Genomic DNA, 20,419 nt, shown 5'->3' with positions numbered 1-20,419 from the left:
TTTTCTACCAATATTACTGATTGATACTCCTTTGCGCCCGACTTGTTATGATTTGAGGGATATTCAGTTATTAAAGGCTTACAAGGATATCATTCTCCGGGTTAATGTTTTTGGCCGCGATGGTATTCCTCGTCAGTTACTGGCTTCAGCCAAACCGCACCCCCGATATTTACATTTGTTCCAATGGAAATATGTGTCATCGATTCTGTTGGTGTAGCTCCATGCCAATGCTCTTTGTTTGGCGGGCATTTTATGACCTCACCTCTCTCAATGACTTCAACAGGTTTTCCTTTTTCCTGGTATAAACCTCTTCCCCCGGTTACCAAAAGTATTTGACCTCCTTTGTGGTAGTGCCAATTGGTTCTTGCCCCAGGCTCAAACGTCACCGATCCGATGTTCACATTGTGTACAGTATCAGTTGCTAACAGATAATTTACCCAGACCTGTCCCGTAAAATTATTGTTTGTCACTTTTTCTCCTTTTGGGAAGACCATATCCATATCTGTTTTCGCAGTATCAACATGTTGGACTTTTTGTTTGCCATTTAAAATCTCATCCAATACTTTTTGGGCAGCTATGGCCTCCCTGTCGCCTACCGCAGATTGGATGACAGTAGTGAATTGATGCAACTGGTCTACTGTTAAGCCAACATTCAAACAAATCTTCAAATGTGATTGCAACATTGGCTCTACACCGCCAATACTGCTCAATACCGATACGGTTATCAGTTCCCTTTCTGCATAGGTTAAAACATCCCTTTCAAAAATATCGGCAAACAAATGCTCTTTCAGGAAGATTTCTATTGTAGGCGCAAATGCTGCGTAACCAGTCTTAGGACCGGTTTCGGGAACACCTGTTAATTTTTCCAAAACCGCCTTGCCCCGATTGTATTTGCTACTATCGTTATTTATTGGTGATGCTTCGGGTCCCGTTGCGTCAACAATGCCTTTGGATTTTCGGTCATCTAAAACAGCCATAAATGTCTGTAAGCCACGCAAGCTACGGGGAAATCCAGCATAGGCGTATATGTGTACAATTGCCTCTTTGATCTGGTTTACTGTCAATCCCGCATCAAGTGCTGTGTTTAGTTCCGATCTCAGCTTTGAGAGATTGCCTTTTGCAGTAGATGCAGCAATCTTAATCAAGCTTTGTTCTTTGGGATTTAAGACCCTATTCCCCTTTGGGATAGTTTGCGCTTTCAGTACTAACGAGAGCAAGCTGAATGCGATTAATAAAGTTATGACTACCTGTTTTTGTCTCATGGGATATGTTCTTATTTCAGGTTTTCACCAAAGAATCCAATCAATTTGGCTACAGCCTTATTTACATATTCTGGTTTCCAGTAGGTTTGTATATGGGTAGCTCCATCAATCACAAACAATTCCTTGCTTTTTGCATTGATAGCCTTGGGGAACGCTTCGTCTGTCATATATTTCGTATCGGCTTTGCTTCCGGCCATCATCAACAGGGGCTGGTTGATCAGGTCCATTTCAGTGGCAGCATCCCATGTCATCAAGTCGAGCAGGCTACTCATGGTATACAGAAATGTTGAATTGGGATGGGCGTACGTTCTGTAATAATACACGTAGCCTTCACGATACAGATCAGTCGGGATTTTAGCAATTTCTTCATCTGTTATATTCGCCACACCAGCATAGATGATTTTTCCGCTTGCGACTTCCTCTGCACGGGCATCTGATGCTTGTTTCAGCCGTTCCTGAATGGTTTTTAATTGGGAGTTTTGAAATCCGTTGCGTCGTACTTCGCCCGAATTAAACATGCTTAGGGTAGCAACTGCTTTGAAGCGTTTGTCTGATTGGGCTGCCTTTAAAGTATAACCACCACCGCCACAAATACCCAACACGCCTAAACGGTTGGCATCCACACCTGAGTACCGGGTAATAAAATCGGCCATACCACGAATATCTTCTATTCTGGATGCAGGTTTGTCGGTATGACGAGGCTCACCGCCGCTGGCTCCCTGGTAAGCTGCGTCGGCAGCAATGGTTATATAACCTGCCTCCGCCAGGCGCTGTGCATATAGTCCCGCAGTCTGTTCTTTGATACCACCATTGGGATGCGCAATTACAACTGCAGGATATTTTTTAGCAGGGTCATACCCTGCCGGGGTATAAACATTGGCAGCGATATTAATCCCGTTAAGTTTATAGGTGACTGAATGAATATTCACCTTTCCTTTTATGTTTTCTTCAATTGCATCTCTATAAACCAGCCCGTAAGGATTCTTCACCTTTTCCTGAGCGGAAGCTGTAATGCCTGTAGCCATACCGACAGCTATAACGATTGATTTCAACTTTGTCATTTTACCATTATTTTTTGGCAGACAGATCAATCAAGTTTTTTCTCTTTCAGAAACTTTGACAACAAATCTGCTATCTGAAGATTATTGAGATCGGACATTGGAAAATGGGTATTGCCAGTGATACCAATTTCGGGAAGATGAACCAGCGTAACATCGCCTCCATGTTTGTTTACCACTTCCTGCCAATTCCTGGCGACCTGGAGGAAAACACGCCACTGCTCCTGGCCAGGATTGATACTGGGTTTATCTGGGATATTGTCTCCATAGTAGATCGCTATGGGTATTTTAGTAAACTTTTGAAATTCCGACAGGGGTATAGTTGCGAGCTTGATCGCACGGCCAGCCAGCACTATGGAATCAGGTGTTTCGCCTTCGGGGAATACAAAATCTCCACCAGGCTCGTAAGATATGACTGCCTTAATGTTGGCATTCTTCAAAACAGTACGCCATCCCAAACCACCGCTTTGTGAATGCGTAACCAGGATGCCCGATCCAATCCTGTCGAATAATGCCGATACAGCATTGGTGTTTACGTCCACATTATAAGGCCCCGTATTGGGTGCACCCTGGCGGAAAAACTGGTTGAGGGCTTCCGGGTCTTTAGAAAATTGAACACCTGGGTAAAAGTTGGGCCATACGCCAAAACGAAAAATGCCGAACCATAGCTGATCATCTGCTGTAGGCGTCAGGTTAATGACTTCAGTACTACGTCCTCCATGGCCGCGCCGGGGCTGATCGATCAGGTAAACCGGAAACCTGCGACGTAGGAATATGGTTTGAAAACCTTCCCGACCATCCGGCGTTGTTTCCCAGGTCTTGGTAAATTGACCATGGCCATGCCAGAATACCAGCGGAAGTTTTCGACGCTTCGCCGGAACCTGGTAAAATACGTAGGCATGATCTCCATGCAGCGTCTGCCCTTCAGTTGGCGGATTAACTGGTGTATAGGCACCATGCCTGATCGGATCAAAAGTACCCGGTTGGGTAATCACCTTGCCACCAACCGCAAAGCTGCCTTGTTGGTCAATAATCAAAGGGCCATTACCCGCGCTTTTATTTTGTGCTGCACATCCCATTAAGGCAACTGAAAAAATAAGTGGAGAAAGCGCAGCTAATATCTTTTGATCTAATGATTTCATTTGTATTTATTTTAAGAGGTGAAGGTTGTCACACAATTATCGACCAACACGCTTTTGGAGCTCTGCCGAATACCGGGCGCCATGAACTTCTACCTTTGACACCGCCTCATTGATTGTGTTCAGGTCGAAGTCAGTCAACCTAATGTTAGCCGCACTGAGGTTTTCTTCCAACCGGTGCAATTTGCTGGTACCAGGAATGGGAACGATCCATGGTTTTTGCGCAAGCAACCATGCCAGTGCAATCTGAGCAGCAGTAGCCTTTGTCTCCGAGGCAATATTACCCAGCAGATCAACCAATGCCTGATTGGCTTTTCTATTTTCCTCAGAAAAACGAGGTACGGTATTGCGAAAATCTGTTTTGTCGAATGTAGTATCCTGATTAATCTTACCGGTCAGAAAACCTTTACCAAGTGGACTGAAGGGAACAAAGCCAATACCCAATTCTTCCAGCAACGGCAGTATCTCTATTTCCGGCTCACGCCACCAAAGTGAGTATTCGCTTTGCAGGGCAGCGACCGGGTGCACAGCATGTGCTTTCCGTATCGTTTGTGCGCCTGCTTCCGAAAGCCCAAAGTGCCGTACTTTACCTTCCTTAATTAAATCCTTCACCGTTCCTGCCACTTCTTCGATGGGTACAGCAGGATCTACTCTATGCTGATAGAACAGGTCAATATAGTCGGATCTTAATCTTTTCAATGATGCTTCCGCAACCGCCCTGATGGTTGCTGGCCGGCTGTCCATGCCCAATGCTGCCTGGGCTTCTTTAAACCCAAACTTTGTTGCGATTACGACCTCTTTACGGAACGGCTCTAATGCTTCACCCAGCAACTCTTCATTGGTATAAGGTCCATAAACCTCCGCAGTATCAAAGAAGGTAACACCCCGTTCAAAAGCTGCCTGAATTAACTTAATACCATCTTGTTTGTCTGCAGCGGGACCATAGCCAAAGCTCAATCCCATACAGCCCAAACCAAGCGTTGAAACTTCAAGCCCACTATTGCCTAATATTCTTTTTTGCATAAATAAAGCTTAATGTGATTTACTTATCCGGCTTTCCTTTCGCCCAACCACCTCACCATCGCCGGGTCGCGGTGATCAAAGAAACTACTTGTGGCAGTATCGAGCGTTTTGATCGATTCCATCTCCTGGCCAGTAAGCTCAAAATCGAAGATGTTAAAGTTCTCTTCGTTATTGAGTTTTACAATGTCCATTTGTTCTTTTTTTATGGTACAAAGTTCCTAACCCTTACTGTCTTTCATTATATACCGATTACTGGTTTATTTACCAATTCTACTGGTATAAAGATGGATTGCATTTCTATAGTAATGCTTACCCCGATTACTGGGATGCTTACCATTATCACTGAATGAGGGTCTCTATCCGGGAAACGGTCGGTTTATGTCGTAACTTCCATTACGAAAACAGTGAGAATATGGATAATATGCTGAAGTTCAATACAATTAGTGACTATAATGTGTTTAATAAAAATCCAACTCTTCACCCCCTGGTAAGCGTTGTTGACCTTTCTAAGGCTGATCCCAGAACGGGCTCCCGCATGTACTTTGGGTTTTATACTATTTTTTTGAAAGAGGTCAAGTGTGGCGATCTGACATATGGAAAGAATACTTACGATTACCAGGAAGGTACGTTGGTGTTTCTCGCTCCAGGGCAAGTTGCGGGGGTGAACAGTAATGGTCAGTTCTACCAACCAAAGGGATACGCATTGATATTCCATGCTGACCTGATCCATGGTACATCATTGGGCCGGCACATCAATCAGTACAGTTTCTTTTCGTACGACACCCGGGAGGCCCTGCATGTATCCGAAAAGGAAAGACAAATAGTGCTGGATTGCTTTTCCAAAATTCAATATGAGCTCGAGCATGCCATCGATAAGCACAGCAGGAAGCTGATTGCATCCAACATTGAGCTATTTCTTGATTATTGCCAGCGATTTTACGACAGGCAGTTTATTACCCGCGAGACCGCACATAAGGGGATACTTGAAAGGTTTGAAACTTTACTGAATGAGTATTATGAATCTGAAACCCCCAATACGATTGGTTTACCTTCTGTTGCCTGGTGTGCCGGTGAACTCAATTTGTCTGCTAATTATTTTGGTGATTTGATAAAAAAGGAAACAGGCCGAACTGCTCAGGATTACATCCAGTCGAAAATAATCGACATTGCCAAAGAGAGAATCTTTGACCTAAGTAAATCCGTAAGTCAAATTGCCTCCGATTTAGGATTTAAGTATCCAGCACATTTTACACGACTGTTTAAGCAACGCGTTGGAGTTACACCCAATGAATACCGGTCGCAAAATTGAAAACAGTGAACATTTAACGAATTTGATCAATATAAGCCCTGCATTTCTATGCGGGGCTTTTTGTTTATTTTAGCTTAATAGAACTCAGGCGTGTATACTATAATTAAATGTAATGATACTGGCAGCATATAAAAGATTTTTTTGCGGGCTATGCGATTTAATGGACCGGTTCAATCCAGGCGGTGGTGAAGTGAAAGCTTTAGGGCTTACCACAATCTTATTAATGTTACTCATTTTTGCAACTGAGCGTTTGCTGATATTATTATTTCATACGTCTTCTCTCTTCAGGAATAGTTATCAATTGCTGGCAACAGTTCTCGTAGCTGGTGTTGCTAATTATTTTTTAGTGTTTCACAAGAAAAGATATATAAAATATTACCGCACAAGAATGCCTGAAGTTTTTGTAGTAGCTATTGTGGTTGTCATTTTTGCAGGCAGCCTGGCTTTGATTTTGACAGCCGGGCCAAGGTCGGCACGTTAGCATTAATGTTCAATTAATTAATAAAGGGCCATGAAGGCCCTTTATTATATGCTGTATGCGAAATACCTGGCAGCAACAACGGCTGTCGTATCAATACTCGGAAGACTGGCGGCGGCTAAATTTACTTCTTCTCGTAGAGAATATAATCAGTTGCTAAAGGTTCAAGCCCATTTTGCCTGAATTCAGTGGCAAGTTGTCCTCTGTGATAAGTGGAATGATTAATAACATGAAATAATATCTCCCCTATACTTTTGCTAGCATTCTTTCCTTTTATTTTGGGATGGTGGATCATGCTGTTGAGATCAAATCTTTCGATTATCAGCAATATATGTTCATAGTTTTTTTTATCAATATCCTGGCAGTCCTGGATGGCATGAATTTCCCAAACTCCGAAAGCAGGATGCCTGGGGTCAATCCTGTTATTCCAAATCTGGTGAGCATTCAGGATGTGGCTATAAAGTTTTATGGCGTTTTCAGATGTTTTTTCTACGTTAGCATTAAGGGCACTTCCCAGTTTTTGGTTGATGTGGTGATTGTATTCAAATAATTCTTTAAAGAAGGCTTTCATGAACGTTACTTTTCGTTTGGAATTAATGTTTCAAATGCTATCTCAATCATCATTTGTAGCCATCCTGATCCTCAATGACGCAAATTAAATAATTTAATACCTAAAGGGATAAGCCCAATTGAAACTGTGATAAATATTGCTTCAGTTAGCTTCCTCTTCTTCTTCCGGGGGGGGTATTTGAACAACGAACCGTCGTTTACTGCCTTTTTCCTACGCTTTATCAGCCCGGAACTACCATTTACTATATTTCATTATGCAGGCCGTTGTTTTCCCTACATATTTGTGTGATCAATAACATTTAACCCTTTAATATGAAAAATTCAGTAGTACTTATTCAGCACAGGATGGCTGCCATCAGCGGAAAACTGATCCTCACCCTGTACAGCGCTTATTCATCCCTTTTCATTAAAAAAGAAGGCTTTACCCCTACCTACCAGCCGGTTCGTCAGCAGGAGATCATCCTTATAAGAAAGACCGGCAAGGTGTACAACAAAGCAGCTAAACAATACAGCTTATCATAAACAACTTTATACTATGCCCAATATTAAAACAACCATCGACGAGTGGGAAGTAAAAGACCTCGTGGAATTAATAATACGTGAAGGTGGTGGATGATTGAAACTGTCCGCCGCCACCCGTTGACCCGGTATAGGAAACAAGGCCCGTTCTTGTCAATGGTCTGCCTTGTGCATCATAGGTATAAGAATACCGGGCATCATAAGAAAGCCCCTTAACCGCTGTATGAACATTCCTGCCGGGATTATTGATCTGCAATTTAACGGATGGCAACAGTATGGGGTGGTAGATGCTGGTAATGGTATGCAACCAGGTGAACCCATCCACATTCACTTTGTTATCGTAATTCTCAAACCGGTCCGTATAAGTGTTTTCTACTAAGGGGCCTACCGGGAAATCGTGATACGCGATCTCCTGTAGGTTTCCATCGGAATAATAGCTAAAAGTGAGTGTTTGTTCCGCCGTAAAACCGGCGCCCTGATTTACCTCCCAGGTAAGCTTTTGTAGCCGGTGGGCAGGCAGAAAAGTGAGTAAACATCTTCTGTATAAAACCCCGTTTTTATTGGTCACCTTAATAACAGCAGGATCTCCGTTACTATACTCATAGTCAAGCCTGTCCTTATTGATATCAAAAGGAGCATCTTTATTGGTCTCTATTTTCAGGATCTTCTTACCGGAATAAGTAATATCGTACTGCGTTAACCCTGAGGCATAACTCACCTGCGTAATGTATCCCGAATCATTATACACGAAATGATAGTTGGGAGAAGGAAGCTTTTCTACACTCATGTCTTTCAACCTGACAGCAGGAATATCGGCCACCAGCGCATCCGGCAGCTTAGGCGCTTCTTCAGGCGGACAATCTCCTTTACGACAGGAAATAACAGCTACAGCGAAGTAAACCGCTAATAAACATTTTGTATTCATGGCTTTATTTCTAACAGGAATCCAATCTAATCTATCCTACTACGGGAGATGGTACATATAGGTTGCTGTACGGCCAAACTTTTACTGTTAGCCGGTAATCAAGAATAATTAAGGATTGAGGTTAGGTGGACAATTACCATATTTTCCTGACCAGGTAGACCAGCAGGGAGAGCACCAGGCTGAAGAGCAGCATGGTGGTGATGGGTATGTAGATCCTCTATTAATATTTAAAAGGCTTCTCCTGTACGTAGAAACGATAATCCTTTACCACACCAGTTTCTTTTTTATCGCCACGAGGCAGTATCCTGAATCCTTTTACTTGTACAGATGTTCCCATATCGATCACCAGGGCATGGGGATGACCGGCCTTTGCGCCTTCCCGGGCTGTTTGCCAGATGACGGACTCCTGCATATCGAATACTTTATCGGCTGTATTGCCGGCACCGGTAATGTCTTCGCTATCGGCATACAACACGCGCCAGTTAAGCGCCGAAACAGGCTTGCCGTCCATGCCAATGACTTCCATCTCTGCTATAGAAGTGATGGGGTCGGTGGGATTCTGCGCATTCATGGCCTCGAAGCAGAAGTAACGGCCTTGTACCGGTTGAGACAGGAGGATGTCTTTCCAGCCACCGCCCGCCGGCAAGCTACCTGTAATGGCAGGTGTGGCAGTGCTAAGGTCCAGTTGCTGACCGGGCTTGCGGTGCAGCAGTGATTCATCGAGATTAATGCCGTAAATGGGTTTGGTAACGCCCGCTATAGCCAGTTTCTTAGCGCCCTCTACATCCAGCACAATGATCTCATTACCGGTTTTCTTCAGCCAGGTACCCGGCACAAACATGGTTTGTGTGGGGCCAATGCGCCAGAAGCGACCGAGGCTGCGCCCATTCACCCATACCATGCCTTTGCCCCAATGGCTCATGTCGAGATAAGTATCCCCTATTTTTGACAGGTTGAAAACAGCCCGGTACCAGGCGGGACCATTGACTTTGGCAGCACTGTACTTCAATTTGTTTTTGACAGGGTACTCCACCGGCAGGTTGTATACTTTCCAGTTGCGCAGTTCGGTGGTCTTTTCCTCCTGCTGCAACACTACTTTTTCCGTGATGCCTTTGCGGTCGATGATGGCCCTGCCATAATTCACCCGGCCGGTGGTAGCGATGAGTATATCCAGTTGAGCGCCCTTGGGCAGTGCAGGGATGTTCACGGTATTGCCGTGCAGGCGGCGGTCGATCTTGCCCGTGAATTTACCATCAATGTATACAGCGGCCCAGTCATGCACCTCCGTGATCTGCAGTTTTCCCGCTTTGGCGGAAGCAGGCAACTGGGTGCGATACAAGATATCGCCCCATCCCTGGCCAAACATCTCCATGGGCTGTATCGCTTCAGACGCTACGGCCTTTGGCAGGTTTTGGAACAAGGGCGCTGCCTGGGTAAATTTTATAGCCGGCACCTCTATCAATGCAATGGGCTCTTTGGGTATTTCACCCAGCGCTTCTCCTTCGTTCAGGTAGTTTTTCAGCAACTCCCGGATAGCATAGAACTTTTCTGTGGGATGGCCGGACTCATCGATCGGCGCATCGTAATCGTAAGAAGACACGGTGGGCGCATAAGGCGGCGCATTAGCACCAGACCATTGCCCGAAAGAAGTGCCGCCATGCGCCATGTAGAGGCTGAAAGAAATGCGACGGTCCATCATGTCTTTAAGGCTACCAATGAAGGTATTGACACCACGCGTTTCATGCGGCCGTCCCCACTGGTCGAACCAGCCGGTCCAGTACTCGCTGCACATGAGTGGCGCCTCGGGATTGAGTTGCCTGAAATGCTGAAATTGCTTTTCAATATCGGAGCCGGCGCCGAAGTTGAGCGTGCTGGCTACACCCGGCAGGTTATACCGGTCGAAATTGGAAGACCAGTCGCACCGGAAAAGCTGCACCTTGTCAAATCCTGCCGCGCGGATATTGTCACGGATGGCCGTCATGTATTTTTCATCATTGCCCCACACACCATATTCATTCTCAACCTGCACCATAATGATGTTGCCACCGTTCTGTATTTGCAGGGGAGCCAAGATGCTGCCTGCTTTGCTGATGAAGCGGCGGGAAGATTGCATGAAGAGGCTATCACTGAGCGTGCGCACCTGTATATCTTTTTTACGAAGCAGCCACCAGGGCAGTCCGCCCATGTCCCACTCAGCACATACATAGGGACCGGGACGTACAATGCAGTACATACCATTTTTCTGCACCAGTTTTATGAACTCCGCTACATCGCTTTGCCCGGTAAAGTCATATACCCCTTCCTGCTGCTCGTGCAGGTTCCAGAAGAGGTAGATGCAAATGGTATTCATGCCCATGGCCTTGCAAAGCTGAATGCGGTGTTCCCAATAAGCTTTGGGAATGCGGGGGTAATGTAATTCGGCAGCGCGGATGACAAAGGGTTTCCCATTGAGCAGGAATTCGTTTTTCCCGGTGGCAAATGTTTGGGCACCGGCTTCCCCTGTTTTTAGTAACCCGCCTATTAGCAGGCAAATGGCCAATATTCCAGAAAATCCAACTGAGACGCTTACATTCGTCGATTTCTTCATATGTACTTCTTAAAACGCTAAATCTAAAGCCTTTTTCCTGAAGTACAGAGACTGCGTGAAAAAGGATTATAAAATGAGCAATATCCGTACATTGATTTATAGGTGAAGCTTACTGTGTTGCCTTCAAAGTGAGCCGCCATTAATTCATGGTTAAAGAAGTGCAATTTTTCTATATTTGCAATCGATTTCAAAAAACCGATCCGTGGCCTTTGTTTGTTAAAAGCCACAGCACAGTTACCGGCTTAGCGAAGCCGCCAAAACTAATTCCATGAAACGATTGTTCATTGCCATTTTTATTTCCGCCTGCAGCCTTGTTGCTGTTCCAGGATACGCACAAACACCCTATCCCTTCCAAAATACCGCCCATTCTTTTGAAGAACGTGTAAACGACCTTGTAAGCCGGTTGACGCTGGAAGAAAAGGTAGCGCAAATGCTGAACGCCGCGCCCGCCATTCCGCGCCTGGGCATTCCTGCCTATGACTGGTGGAACGAAGTATTGCATGGGGTAGCCAGAACGCCTTACCGGGTAACGGTATTCCCACAGGCCATTGCCATGGCAGCCACTTTCGACAGCACTTCCCTCAAACGCATGGCCAGCTATTCGGCCGATGAAGGCAGGGCCATTTATAACCTGGCCAATGAAAAAGGACAAACGGGGCAGCGCTATGTGGGATTGACTTACTGGACGCCCAATATCAATATTTTCCGCGATCCCCGTTGGGGAAGAGGCCAGGAAACGTATGGCGAGGACCCTTTTTTGACAGCCATGATGGGAACAGCTTTTGTACACGGCCTACAGGGCGACGATCCTCATTATTTAAAAGCGGCAGCCTGCGCCAAACATTATGCTGTGCACAGCGGACCGGAGCCCTCGCGGCATGTTGACAATTTTTCTCCCAGTGATTATGACTTATGGAATACTTATTTACCGGCGTTTCAGCAACTGATTACCAAAACCGATGTGGCCGGGGTGATGTGCGCCTATAATGCCTTTAAATCACAACCCTGCTGTGGCAGCGACCAGTTGATGATCGATATACTTCGCAAGAAATGGAATTTTACCGGTTATGTAACTTCCGATTGCTGGGCTATCGACGACTTTTTCAAAAATCACAAAACGCACAAGAACGCAGCAGACGCTTCTGCTGATGCGGTATTTCATGGAACGGACGTTGAATGTGGCACGGACGCTTATAAATCGCTGGTACAGGCTGTGAAAGATGGAAAGATCAGCGAACAACAGATCAACCAGTCTGTAAAACGGCTGTTCATGATCCGGTTCCGCCTGGGCATGTTCGATCCACCCGCTATGGTTAAATATGCGCAAACGCCGGCTTCCGTGCTGGAGCGTGCGGAACACAAGGCGCATGCCCTGAAGATGGCACAGCAATCCATCGTCCTGCTCAGGAATGAGAACAAGGTGCTGCCCCTCTCCAGGAACCTCCGGAAAATTGCCGTCATAGGCCCGAATGCCGATAATGCCATTGCTGTATTGGGCAACTATAATGGTATTCCTTCCGAAACGATAACCCTATTACAGGGAATCAGGAAGAAAGCAGGCAGCCAGACCCAGGTAGTGTATGAGAAAGCCATCAATTTCACCAACGATACGCTGCTGCAATACACGGATATTGATGCGCAATGCGCCTGGCAGGGAGCAAAAGGCTTTTACGCGGAATATTTTAACAACCGTGAATTGAAAGGGACGCCTGTGGCCCACAGGATGGAAAAGGGCCTTGATAACAACTGGCAGGAAGGACAGGTGATTATCGATACCCTGAAAGGGTATGATTTTTCGGCCAGGTACTCAACTGATTTCAGGGCGCCTGAAACCGGTGAGATGACTTTTGAACTGAATGCCGATGATGGCTACCGCTTCCTGGTAGATGGCAAGGAAGTCATCAACGCGTGGACCCGCAACAGGTGGGGCGCCAGGACGTTTAAATTATCCACCACCGCCAATACCACTTACCGCCTGGTGGTTGAATATCATCAGACCGGTGGAAAAGCTTCGGTACAATTGAAAGCCGGTCATTTTGCAAAGACCGACTTCCAGGCGCTGGCCGCCCGGGTAAAGGATGCAGATGTGATCGTATTTGCCGGCGGCATTTCGCCGCAACTGGAAGGAGAAGAAATGCGGGTAGATTACCCGGGGTTCCTGGGCGGCGACAGAACCACCATCGCGTTGCCTGCCGTACAAACAGCCTTACTGAAAGCCCTTCAATCAACCGGCAAACCAGTGGTTTTTGCCATGATGACCGGCAGCGCTATTGCCATACCCTGGGAAGCAGAAAATATACCTGCCATCCTGAATGCCTGGTACGGCGGTCAATCTGCCGGCACAGCGATCGCCGATGTATTGTTTGGCGACTACAATCCGGCAGGCCGCCTGCCCGTAACATTTTACAGGAGCGATAGCGATCTGCCCGCTTTTGGGGATTACTCGATGAAGAATCGTACCTACCGGTATTTCAAAGGAAAGCCATTGTACGAATTCGGCTATGGCCTTAGTTATACCATCTTCCGGTACCAGCAGCTTAGGTTATCGGGAAAGAAGGTGATCACGGCCACGGCAACCGTTACCAATGAAGGGAACAGGGATGGAGAAGAAGTGGTGCAGTTGTACGTATCCACGCCCGGCAAAGACGCCCCGGTGCGGTCACTGAAAGGGTTTCAACGGATATTCCTGCAAAAAGGGGAAAGCAAAGTGGTCCAGTTTACCCTGACGCCGGAAGACCTATCCATTATTGACAACCAGGGGAATCCCATCCGGGTAAAGGGAAAAGTAACCATTGCCATCGGGGGAAGGCAACCGGAACCGGTTGCCGTAAAAAGCAGGTACTGCGTTCAATCTGTGGTGACCCTGCCCTGAGTTGACAACCATTTATTTCATAATTTGCATTTCTTTAAATAACAACACAGGGCTTCCATGAGTGGAAAAAGAGTGACCATTTATGATATCGCGAAGGAGCTGGGCATGTCGGCTTCTTATGTTTCAAGGGCATTGAATGACCATCCTGTTGTCAGCTCAAAAATTAAGGAGAAGGTAAAGAAGAAAGCAAAGGAATTAAATTACAAGCACAATTCCCACGCGGCCAATTTAAGGCAGGGGTCTACCAGAACCATAGGGGTCATTATTCCACAGATCAACCAGGGATTTTTTTCGGAGGCGATCGCGGGTATCGAAGAAGCCTGTTATGAAAATAAATACAGCCTGATCATTTGTCAATCACACGAATCCTTTCAGCAGGAATGCAAAGCCATTGAAACTTTAATTCATCAAAATGTAGATTGTATCCTGATCTCCATTTCTGCTGAAACCAAATCCGCCGCCCACCTGGAAGCGATCAGGGAGAACCATATTGACGTTATTCAATTTGACCGGTTTACGGATGACCTGGATGGTTTCAAGGTGATCAACGACAACCAGGAAGCTGCTTATGCCATCGTGAAGCACCTGGTGAAAGAGGGATACCGGAAGATAGCTTTTATTGGCGGGCCTGAAAACCTCACCACTTTCAGGAACCGGAAGGAAGGTTTTATCAGGGGCATCAAAGAAGCCAAGCTGTCCATCCCCTATAATTACATTGTAGAAAACGCCTTCACCAAAGAGGAAACGACCAGGGTGGTCACCGAATTATTGAAGTCGGGGGAACGTCCCGATGCCTTTGTAACAGTGGCCGACCATCAGTCGCTGGCCATCCTGCAGGCAGCGGAAGCGTTGAATATAAAGGTCCCTGAACAACTGGGCATTGCCGGGTTTGCCAACGAGTTTTTCACCGAAATGATCGCCCCTTCCCTATCCACCACCGATCAAAAAAGCAAAGAGCTGGGAAAGCAGGCTGCTAACCTGTTTTTTAACAAAGGGCTCAAGGGTCAACCGTCGTTAACGAAGGAGGACAAGCTGATCATCAAAACCAAACTGATCATCCGGAAAAGCTCCCAGCGGGCTGCCGGTAAAGCTGTGCCTGCTAAAACCACCAGGGCCTCTTCCAAAACTTATTGATGAAAGAATTGGATGGCAGCCACGGGGTGCGGCTTCCCGGAAATTGAGACAAATGGACTATTTACCCCCGACCCGGTAACCGTATTATTTGCGAAATTTAGGTACCTGATCGCCTGAAGTATGCCTATAAGAGACCTTACGCTTAGCCAAAAGACCATGAACGCCATACTGGACACTGCCGTGGAACTCGGCCGCCAGCGGATTGCCCTGACCCGCCAACCCAAGAGCGCGAAAACAAACACCATCGGCGTGATCGTTCATGAGCTGAATACCCATTTTATTACTTCTGTGCTGGCAGGCATCGAACAACAAGCCAACGAGGCCGGTTACAGTCTTATCATCACCCATTCCTCTGAGAATTGCGAGAAGGAGGCTGCCAATGCCCTGCAATTGTTGCACAAAAGCGTGGACGGGCTCATCGCCTCTCTCGCCTTCAACACCCGGAACCTGGAACACTTTAACCGGTTCAGGAAAAAAGGGATCCCTGTTATTTTCTTCGACCGGGTAGCGGAAAATAACCACAGCACGAATGTGATCATCGATAATTATCATTGCGGCTTCCAGGCTACCAGCCACCTTATCAACCAGGGATGCAGCAATATCGCCCTGGTAACGGGCAGCCTTGAACGGAATGTATATGCGCAACGCCACCAGGGATATGCCGATGCCCTGGCAAAAAACAATATTCCCTATAATAAAAAATATGTGCTGATCAAAGACCTGAGTAAGCAAGGCAGCCTCACAGCCGCCAAAGAGCTGTTGAATAGGCAAGTGCGGCCTGATGGGGTGTTTGTTACCAACGATTTTTCAGCGGCTGTGTGTATGCAATTTTTTAAAGATCATGGTATCCGCATTCCGCAGGATATTGCCATGGTTGGTTTTAATGATGATACGATTAGCAAGATGGTGGAACCGCAACTCACCACGATCCGCTATCCGGGCTTTGATATGGGCCAACAGGCAGCCAGGAGCCTGATCGACCAGCTCACCGGTATTGCCGGCAAAGAAGAAACGAAGACCATCATTGTTCATTCAGAACTTGTTATCAGGTCTTCGTCTTTAAAAAAAGTCAGCGATCACTAATCCTTAAAGATCAACCCGGCAAATTGCCGCAACGATCTTCTCCAGGTCTGCCACTCATGGGCCGTGCCGGGAGATTCATAATAGATATGCCTGATACCCGCTTTTGACAGGGCCTCATGAAAGTTCTTTACGCCGGTATACATTCTTTCCGGCTCGGTGGTACCAATGCTCAGGTACACCAATTTCATTTTCCGGTTAAAAGCTGTTGAATCGGCCCAGACGCCGTTGTACATATCCGTAGTAGCCGCATTGGGTTGCAGGAACGCGGCGCCACTAAAGCCCCCGATGTACGCAAATTTATCGGTGTTGGTCATGGTAGTTTGAAAGGTCTGGAACCCACCCATCGACAAACCCGCCATAGCCCGGTGTTCACGATCAGCGACCGTTCTGAATTTTTTATCTGTCATCGGTATGATCTCGTTCACCAGCACTTCCGGGAAAACATTACCCGTCATGCCTCCCGGCCGCTGCCCTGCCGCATTGGTAGGTACAGGCCTTGCAGGATCGGTGGCATATCCCCTGTCCATCACCACGATCATGGGGGTAGCCTTTTTTTCCGCTATGAGGTTATCCAGGATGAAGTTCATTTTACCCTGGGTAGGCCACCCCGTTTCGTCTTCCCCCGAACCATGCTGCAGGTATAGCACCGGGTATCTTTTTGCGGTCTCTTCATCATAACCGGCCGGTGTATACACCATCGCCCTTCTCCAGGCTTTGGTGATGGCCGAATAATAATTAACGGAGCGTACCTGCCCATGCGGCACATCCTGCGCCTGGTAGTATTCCATGCCGGTATCCGGGATATCGATGCCGCTGGCCATCCGGCCCATGCCGTAAAAGGTTTGGCTGGAAGGATCTACCACCGGAACACCGTCAATGAGCAGGGAGTAATAATGAAAGCCTTCCACGACAGGATCGGTAATCACTATCCAATAACCACCGGTATCTTTTTTCATGTCGTATTTCTTCGCCAGGTCAATTTGCAATTTTTGCGCATCGGGCGCCTTCACGCGAAACATCACCCTGTTATCGGGGAAAATCAGCGGGTATTTTAATCCCGGTATGTTGGTGGAGGCAGCCACCCCTTCGCCGAGGTAATTGTATTTTGGAAAGGTGTTCACATCCACCGGCTTGAAGAGCAGTTGTGAAAACATATATAAGCCATTTTTCCAAACTTTGAAATCGTGTACTCCCGGTTCGATGTAGTAAATATGCGGCACCTTGTTTTTTTCCAGGTAATCATGGGTCCTTTTGCTGAAGGTGATAAGCCGGTCGCTATCGCCACAGGAAATAAAGAGCAGTTTCAGTTGCTGTTTGGCCCTGGCAGGATCGGGCACCAGTTCTTCGGGCCGCTTTGTATTGGGAGCAGAAGAGAAACCTCCTATCCACGCAAATTTGTCCAGGTTGCCCAGGCCAAAGTTCAGGGACTGTCCGCCACCCATGGACAAGCCGGCAATGGCCCGGCTTTCCCGGTCTTTCAAAACAGGGTATGTTTTTTCAATGTAAGGGATCAGGTCGTTGAGCAGGTCTTTCTCAAAAGTAGCAAATGCCTGCACTTTCACGCTGTCGAATACGTTGCCCACTGGCCGGTCATCTTTCATGGCCCTGCCATTGGGCATCACCACGATCATTGGCACTATTTTACCATCGGCATACAGGTTGTCCAATATGACCTGCGGATTACCGCCATATAACCATTCGTTCGGGTCGCCGCCGATGCCATGCAACAGGTATAAAACCGGGTATTTTTTATTTTTTGATAAACCGGGAGGCGTGTACAAGAGCGCCTTTCGTTTGACGCCTACTGTTTTGGAAGCATAGCTGATGGTGTCAATGTTGCCATGGGCTATACCAGAGCTCACCTTATCAAAGCCAGGCTGCGCATGTTTGACGATATCCTGTGACCAGGCAATTATAGTGATCGCAAGCGTCATAAAGCATGTAAGGCTTAATCGTTTCATGGTGGTTATTTTTTTATTGGACGGTAGCTATTTTAAAAGTGTATGTTTTTCCTTTTTGCGTAGGGATATCGTAGAGCCAGCTTTTTTTCAGTTTCGGTCCTGTAATGGTCGCTTCCTTCGCCACCACGGGCGCCGGTGTTGTTTCGGTGTGGTAAAAAGGATTGGGGTTTTCGCCGGTTGCTTTTTTCAAGGTGTTTCCATCGCCTGCGGTCAATGTATTCGGAACACGTAACCGGAGATTACCGCCCAGGGAAGATCTAATGATCAGCTTTACCAGTTTCGCCGCTTTCCATTCCATGCTCACCACTTCAAAGCCCCCGTTGGCCAGCAGGCCGCTCACGCTGCCATTTGACCAAATATCCGGCAGGGCGGGCAGCAGTGATACAGCGCCATCGGCGCTTTGCAGCAACATTTCGGCAATACCGGATGTACAACCGAAGTTGCCATCGATCTGGAAGGGCGGATGCGCATCAAAGAGATTGTTGTAGGTTCCGCCGCCGCCGGGATTGGTCCCTACCGGCGAAAGCTGGTTTTGGATCAGTTTATAGGCATGGTTGCCATCCAGCATCCGGGCCCACCAGTTTACTTTCCATCCCATGCTCCAGCCTGTGGATATATCGCCGCGCTGGAGAAGGGTGTTGCGGGCGGCGCTGTAGAGTTGCGGCGTACGGTAAGGCGATACCTGGTTGGAAGGAAAAAGTCCATACAGGTGAGAGATATGCCGGTGATTGTCGTTCGGGTCATCGATATCATCCAGCCATTCCTGTAACTGGCCATGCTTCCCAATGTGCATCGGCGGCAGCCGGCTACGCAATTGTTTCAGGGTATCTGTAAAAGCAGCGTCCTTCCTGAGGATAGCGGCGGCCCTGATGGTGGAGCTGAAGATATCAAAAACGATCTGGTTGCTCATGGTAGTGCCGGCATCGAGCGAAGAGCCCTGGTGGGCGGCGGGAGCGTTTTCCGGCGACATATCCGGGCAAAGCACCAGCCAGTGGTTTTTCGGGTGCTCTACCAGGTAATCGATGTAGTAAGTAGCAGCACCTTTCATGACCGGGTAGATGGAAGCCAGGTAAGCGCTGTCACCGGTATACAGGTAATGCTCCCACAATTGCTGACTCATCCACCCGCCGCCGTTGTTCCAGGCGCCCCAGAAGGCGCCATCCACCGCTCCTGTTGCCCGCCAGATATCGGTGTTGTGGTGCGCCATCCATCCACGGGCGCCATACATATCCCGGGCCGTTTGCTGCCCGGTAACCGACAGTTCTTTCACCATCTGTGCAAAGGGTTGAAACAACTCAGCGAGGTTGGTCCTTTCCGCCGGCCAGTAGTTCATTTCCGCGTTTATATTGATGGTGTATTTGCTATCCCAGGGTGGATAAAGCCGGTTGTTCCAGATGCCTTGCAGGTTGGCAGGCTGCCCCCCGGGCTGTGAAGCCGAGATGAGCAAGTAACGGCCATACTGAAAGTAAAGCGTTACCAGTTGCGGATCGTTCACCGTATTGAAGTTCTTCAACCGTTCATCCGTTGGCAGCGCCGCCGCATCCGTTTGACCGATATCCAGTTTCACCCGGTTAAAGTATTGCTGGTAGGCGGCCACATGCGCCTGTACAATAGCAGCGAACGATCTTCCCGCTGCTTTATCCACCAACCCCTGCGCCCTTTCATTTTCATTGCCGCTGACGTCTTTGTAACTGTTGAAGCTGGTGGCCACGGAAATATAAATGGTCACGGCATCTGCCGCTTTCACCATCAGGGATGTATCACCGGCCACCAGCGTACCTCCTTCCGGTTTTATGCGTACAATGCCTTTGTACTTCACGTTGCCCGGCACTTTTTCATGATCGATGGTGGTGCCCGCGATGATCAATTCTTTGGCAGCCGTGGTGTTGACCACTGCTTTGGGCTGAGGGGTTGAAAAGGCCGCATTGAAACTGATGCTGCCGGGCTTGCTGGCCGTTAGGCGAATGACGATCACCCGGTCGGGCAGGGATGCCAATGCCTGCCGCGTATAGGTAATGCCGCCAACCGTGTAAGAAGTGGTGGCAACGGCGCGTTCAATGTCCAATTCCCGGTAATAATGATCATACTGACCGTGCCCATCGAAGGAAAGTTGCAGGTTGCCCAGCGGCTCAAACATTTGTCCATGCGATGTTTTGGAAATGATGGTATTGCCTGCCAGTTTTTCGGCCTCTTTTTGCCTGCCCTCAAATATGAGCTTTCTTATTTCGGGTAATGATGCCAATGCTTCGGGGTTATCATTGCGATTGGGCCCGCCACTCCACAAAGTATGTTCATTCAATTGTATGATCTCAGTATCCACATTTCCATAGATCATGGCCCCCAGTCTTCCGTTGCCGATTGGCAGGGCGTTTTCCCAGGTCTTCCCGGATGGTTGTTTATAACAAAGTTTTAAACCGGGTTTCTGCTGTGCATAGTTGCTGACCGCCGGCAACAGGAATAAGATCAATAAAAGCTGTTTCATTATTATGTGTTGAGTTT

General features: G+C 47.5%; 17 protein-coding genes. 6 read left to right on the top strand and 11 right to left on the bottom strand.

Annotation, left to right across the window (positions count from 1 at the left end; genetic code table 11):
• Positions 1-101 precede the first annotated feature (101 nt).
• From HB364_RS33000 to HB364_RS25100, 5 genes are read right to left on the bottom strand one after another with little or no spacing between them, the layout of a single operon-like run.
• Positions 102-1,262: a carboxymuconolactone decarboxylase family protein gene (locus HB364_RS33000; protein ID WP_167291108.1), complete on the bottom strand. Its 1,161-nt coding sequence runs from the start codon at positions 1,260-1,262 to the stop codon at positions 102-104.
• 11 nt (positions 1,263-1,273) lie between these two features.
• Positions 1,274-2,323, bottom strand: a complete 1,050-nt coding sequence (locus HB364_RS25115; RefSeq protein ID WP_167291107.1) for an alpha/beta hydrolase — start codon at positions 2,321-2,323, stop codon at positions 1,274-1,276.
• A 26-nt stretch (positions 2,324-2,349) separates the two neighbouring features.
• Positions 2,350-3,462, bottom strand: coding sequence for an alpha/beta hydrolase (locus HB364_RS25110; protein ID WP_167291106.1), 1,113 nt, complete (start codon positions 3,460-3,462; stop codon positions 2,350-2,352).
• Between the two features lie 36 nt (positions 3,463-3,498).
• Positions 3,499-4,482, bottom strand: coding sequence for an aldo/keto reductase (locus HB364_RS25105; protein WP_167291105.1), 984 nt, complete (start codon positions 4,480-4,482; stop codon positions 3,499-3,501).
• A gap of 23 nt (positions 4,483-4,505) precedes the next feature.
• Positions 4,506-4,673, bottom strand: a complete 168-nt coding sequence (locus HB364_RS25100) for a hypothetical protein (RefSeq protein ID WP_208420099.1) — start codon at positions 4,671-4,673, stop codon at positions 4,506-4,508.
• A 221-nt stretch (positions 4,674-4,894) separates the two neighbouring features.
• Here HB364_RS25100 and HB364_RS25095 point away from each other — a divergent pair, with 221 nt between their 5' ends.
• Together HB364_RS25095 and HB364_RS25090 are read left to right on the top strand one after the other, a co-directional pair.
• Positions 4,895-5,791: a helix-turn-helix domain-containing protein gene (locus tag HB364_RS25095; RefSeq protein ID WP_167291104.1), complete on the top strand. Its 897-nt coding sequence runs from the start codon at positions 4,895-4,897 to the stop codon at positions 5,789-5,791.
• Between the two features lie 112 nt (positions 5,792-5,903).
• Complete coding sequence (locus tag HB364_RS25090) at positions 5,904-6,272, top strand: hypothetical protein (RefSeq protein WP_167291103.1); 369 nt, start codon at positions 5,904-5,906, stop codon at positions 6,270-6,272.
• 121 nt (positions 6,273-6,393) lie between these two features.
• Here HB364_RS25090 and HB364_RS25085 read toward each other — a convergent pair whose 3' ends face one another.
• On the bottom strand, positions 6,394-6,840 hold the full coding sequence (locus tag HB364_RS25085) for a DinB family protein (RefSeq protein WP_167291102.1): 447 nt from the start codon (positions 6,838-6,840) through the stop codon (positions 6,394-6,396).
• 311 nt (positions 6,841-7,151) lie between these two features.
• Here HB364_RS25085 and HB364_RS25080 point away from each other — a divergent pair, with 311 nt between their 5' ends.
• The gene (locus tag HB364_RS25080) at positions 7,152-7,361 is read left to right on the top strand and encodes a hypothetical protein (protein WP_167291101.1); all 210 of its coding nucleotides are present in this window, start codon (positions 7,152-7,154) and stop codon (positions 7,359-7,361) included.
• 67 nt (positions 7,362-7,428) lie between these two features.
• On the opposite strand, the gene HB364_RS25075 is transcribed toward HB364_RS25080, so the two are convergent.
• The 3 genes from HB364_RS25075 to HB364_RS25070 all read right to left on the bottom strand — a co-directional run bounded on the left by HB364_RS25075 (position 7,429) and on the right by HB364_RS25070 (position 10,870).
• Positions 7,429-8,283: a hypothetical protein gene (locus tag HB364_RS25075; RefSeq protein WP_167291100.1), complete on the bottom strand. Its 855-nt coding sequence runs from the start codon at positions 8,281-8,283 to the stop codon at positions 7,429-7,431.
• Positions 8,284-8,416: 133 nt separating this feature from the next.
• Positions 8,417-8,497, bottom strand: a complete 81-nt coding sequence (locus HB364_RS33685) for a hypothetical protein (RefSeq protein ID WP_394353247.1) — start codon at positions 8,495-8,497, stop codon at positions 8,417-8,419.
• A gap of 6 nt (positions 8,498-8,503) precedes the next feature.
• Complete coding sequence (locus tag HB364_RS25070; RefSeq protein WP_167291099.1) at positions 8,504-10,870, bottom strand: glycoside hydrolase family 35 protein; 2,367 nt, start codon at positions 10,868-10,870, stop codon at positions 8,504-8,506.
• Between the two features lie 268 nt (positions 10,871-11,138).
• On the opposite strand from HB364_RS25070, the gene HB364_RS25065 reads away from it, so the two are divergent.
• From HB364_RS25065 to HB364_RS25055, 3 genes are all read left to right on the top strand, one after another.
• Positions 11,139-13,742 (top strand): glycoside hydrolase family 3 C-terminal domain-containing protein, encoded by a 2,604-nt coding sequence (locus HB364_RS25065; protein ID WP_167291098.1) that lies wholly within the window; start codon positions 11,139-11,141, stop codon positions 13,740-13,742.
• 57 nt (positions 13,743-13,799) lie between these two features.
• The gene (locus tag HB364_RS25060) at positions 13,800-14,876 is read left to right on the top strand and encodes a LacI family DNA-binding transcriptional regulator (RefSeq protein WP_167291097.1); all 1,077 of its coding nucleotides are present in this window, start codon (positions 13,800-13,802) and stop codon (positions 14,874-14,876) included.
• A 120-nt stretch (positions 14,877-14,996) separates the two neighbouring features.
• Complete coding sequence (locus HB364_RS25055) at positions 14,997-15,959, top strand: LacI family DNA-binding transcriptional regulator (protein WP_167291096.1); 963 nt, start codon at positions 14,997-14,999, stop codon at positions 15,957-15,959.
• On the opposite strand, the gene HB364_RS25050 is transcribed toward HB364_RS25055, so the two are convergent.
• Both HB364_RS25050 and HB364_RS25045 read right to left on the bottom strand, forming a co-directional pair.
• A complete protein-coding gene (locus HB364_RS25050) occupies positions 15,956-17,920 on the bottom strand; it encodes an alpha/beta hydrolase-fold protein (protein WP_167291095.1) in 1,965 nt (654 codons plus the stop codon). The two genes, HB364_RS25055 and HB364_RS25050, sit on opposite strands and share 4 nt — an antisense overlap.
• A gap of 13 nt (positions 17,921-17,933) precedes the next feature.
• Positions 17,934-20,402, bottom strand: coding sequence for a glycosyl hydrolase family 95 catalytic domain-containing protein (locus HB364_RS25045; RefSeq protein WP_167291094.1), 2,469 nt, complete (start codon positions 20,400-20,402; stop codon positions 17,934-17,936).
• Between the last annotated feature and the right edge of the window lie 17 nt (positions 20,403-20,419).

The sequence above is a fragment of the Paraflavitalea devenefica genome (genome assembly GCF_011759375.1).
GTDB lineage: Bacteria > Bacteroidota > Bacteroidia > Chitinophagales > Chitinophagaceae > Paraflavitalea > Paraflavitalea devenefica.
This window is presented reverse-complemented; position numbering and strand designations above follow the sequence as displayed.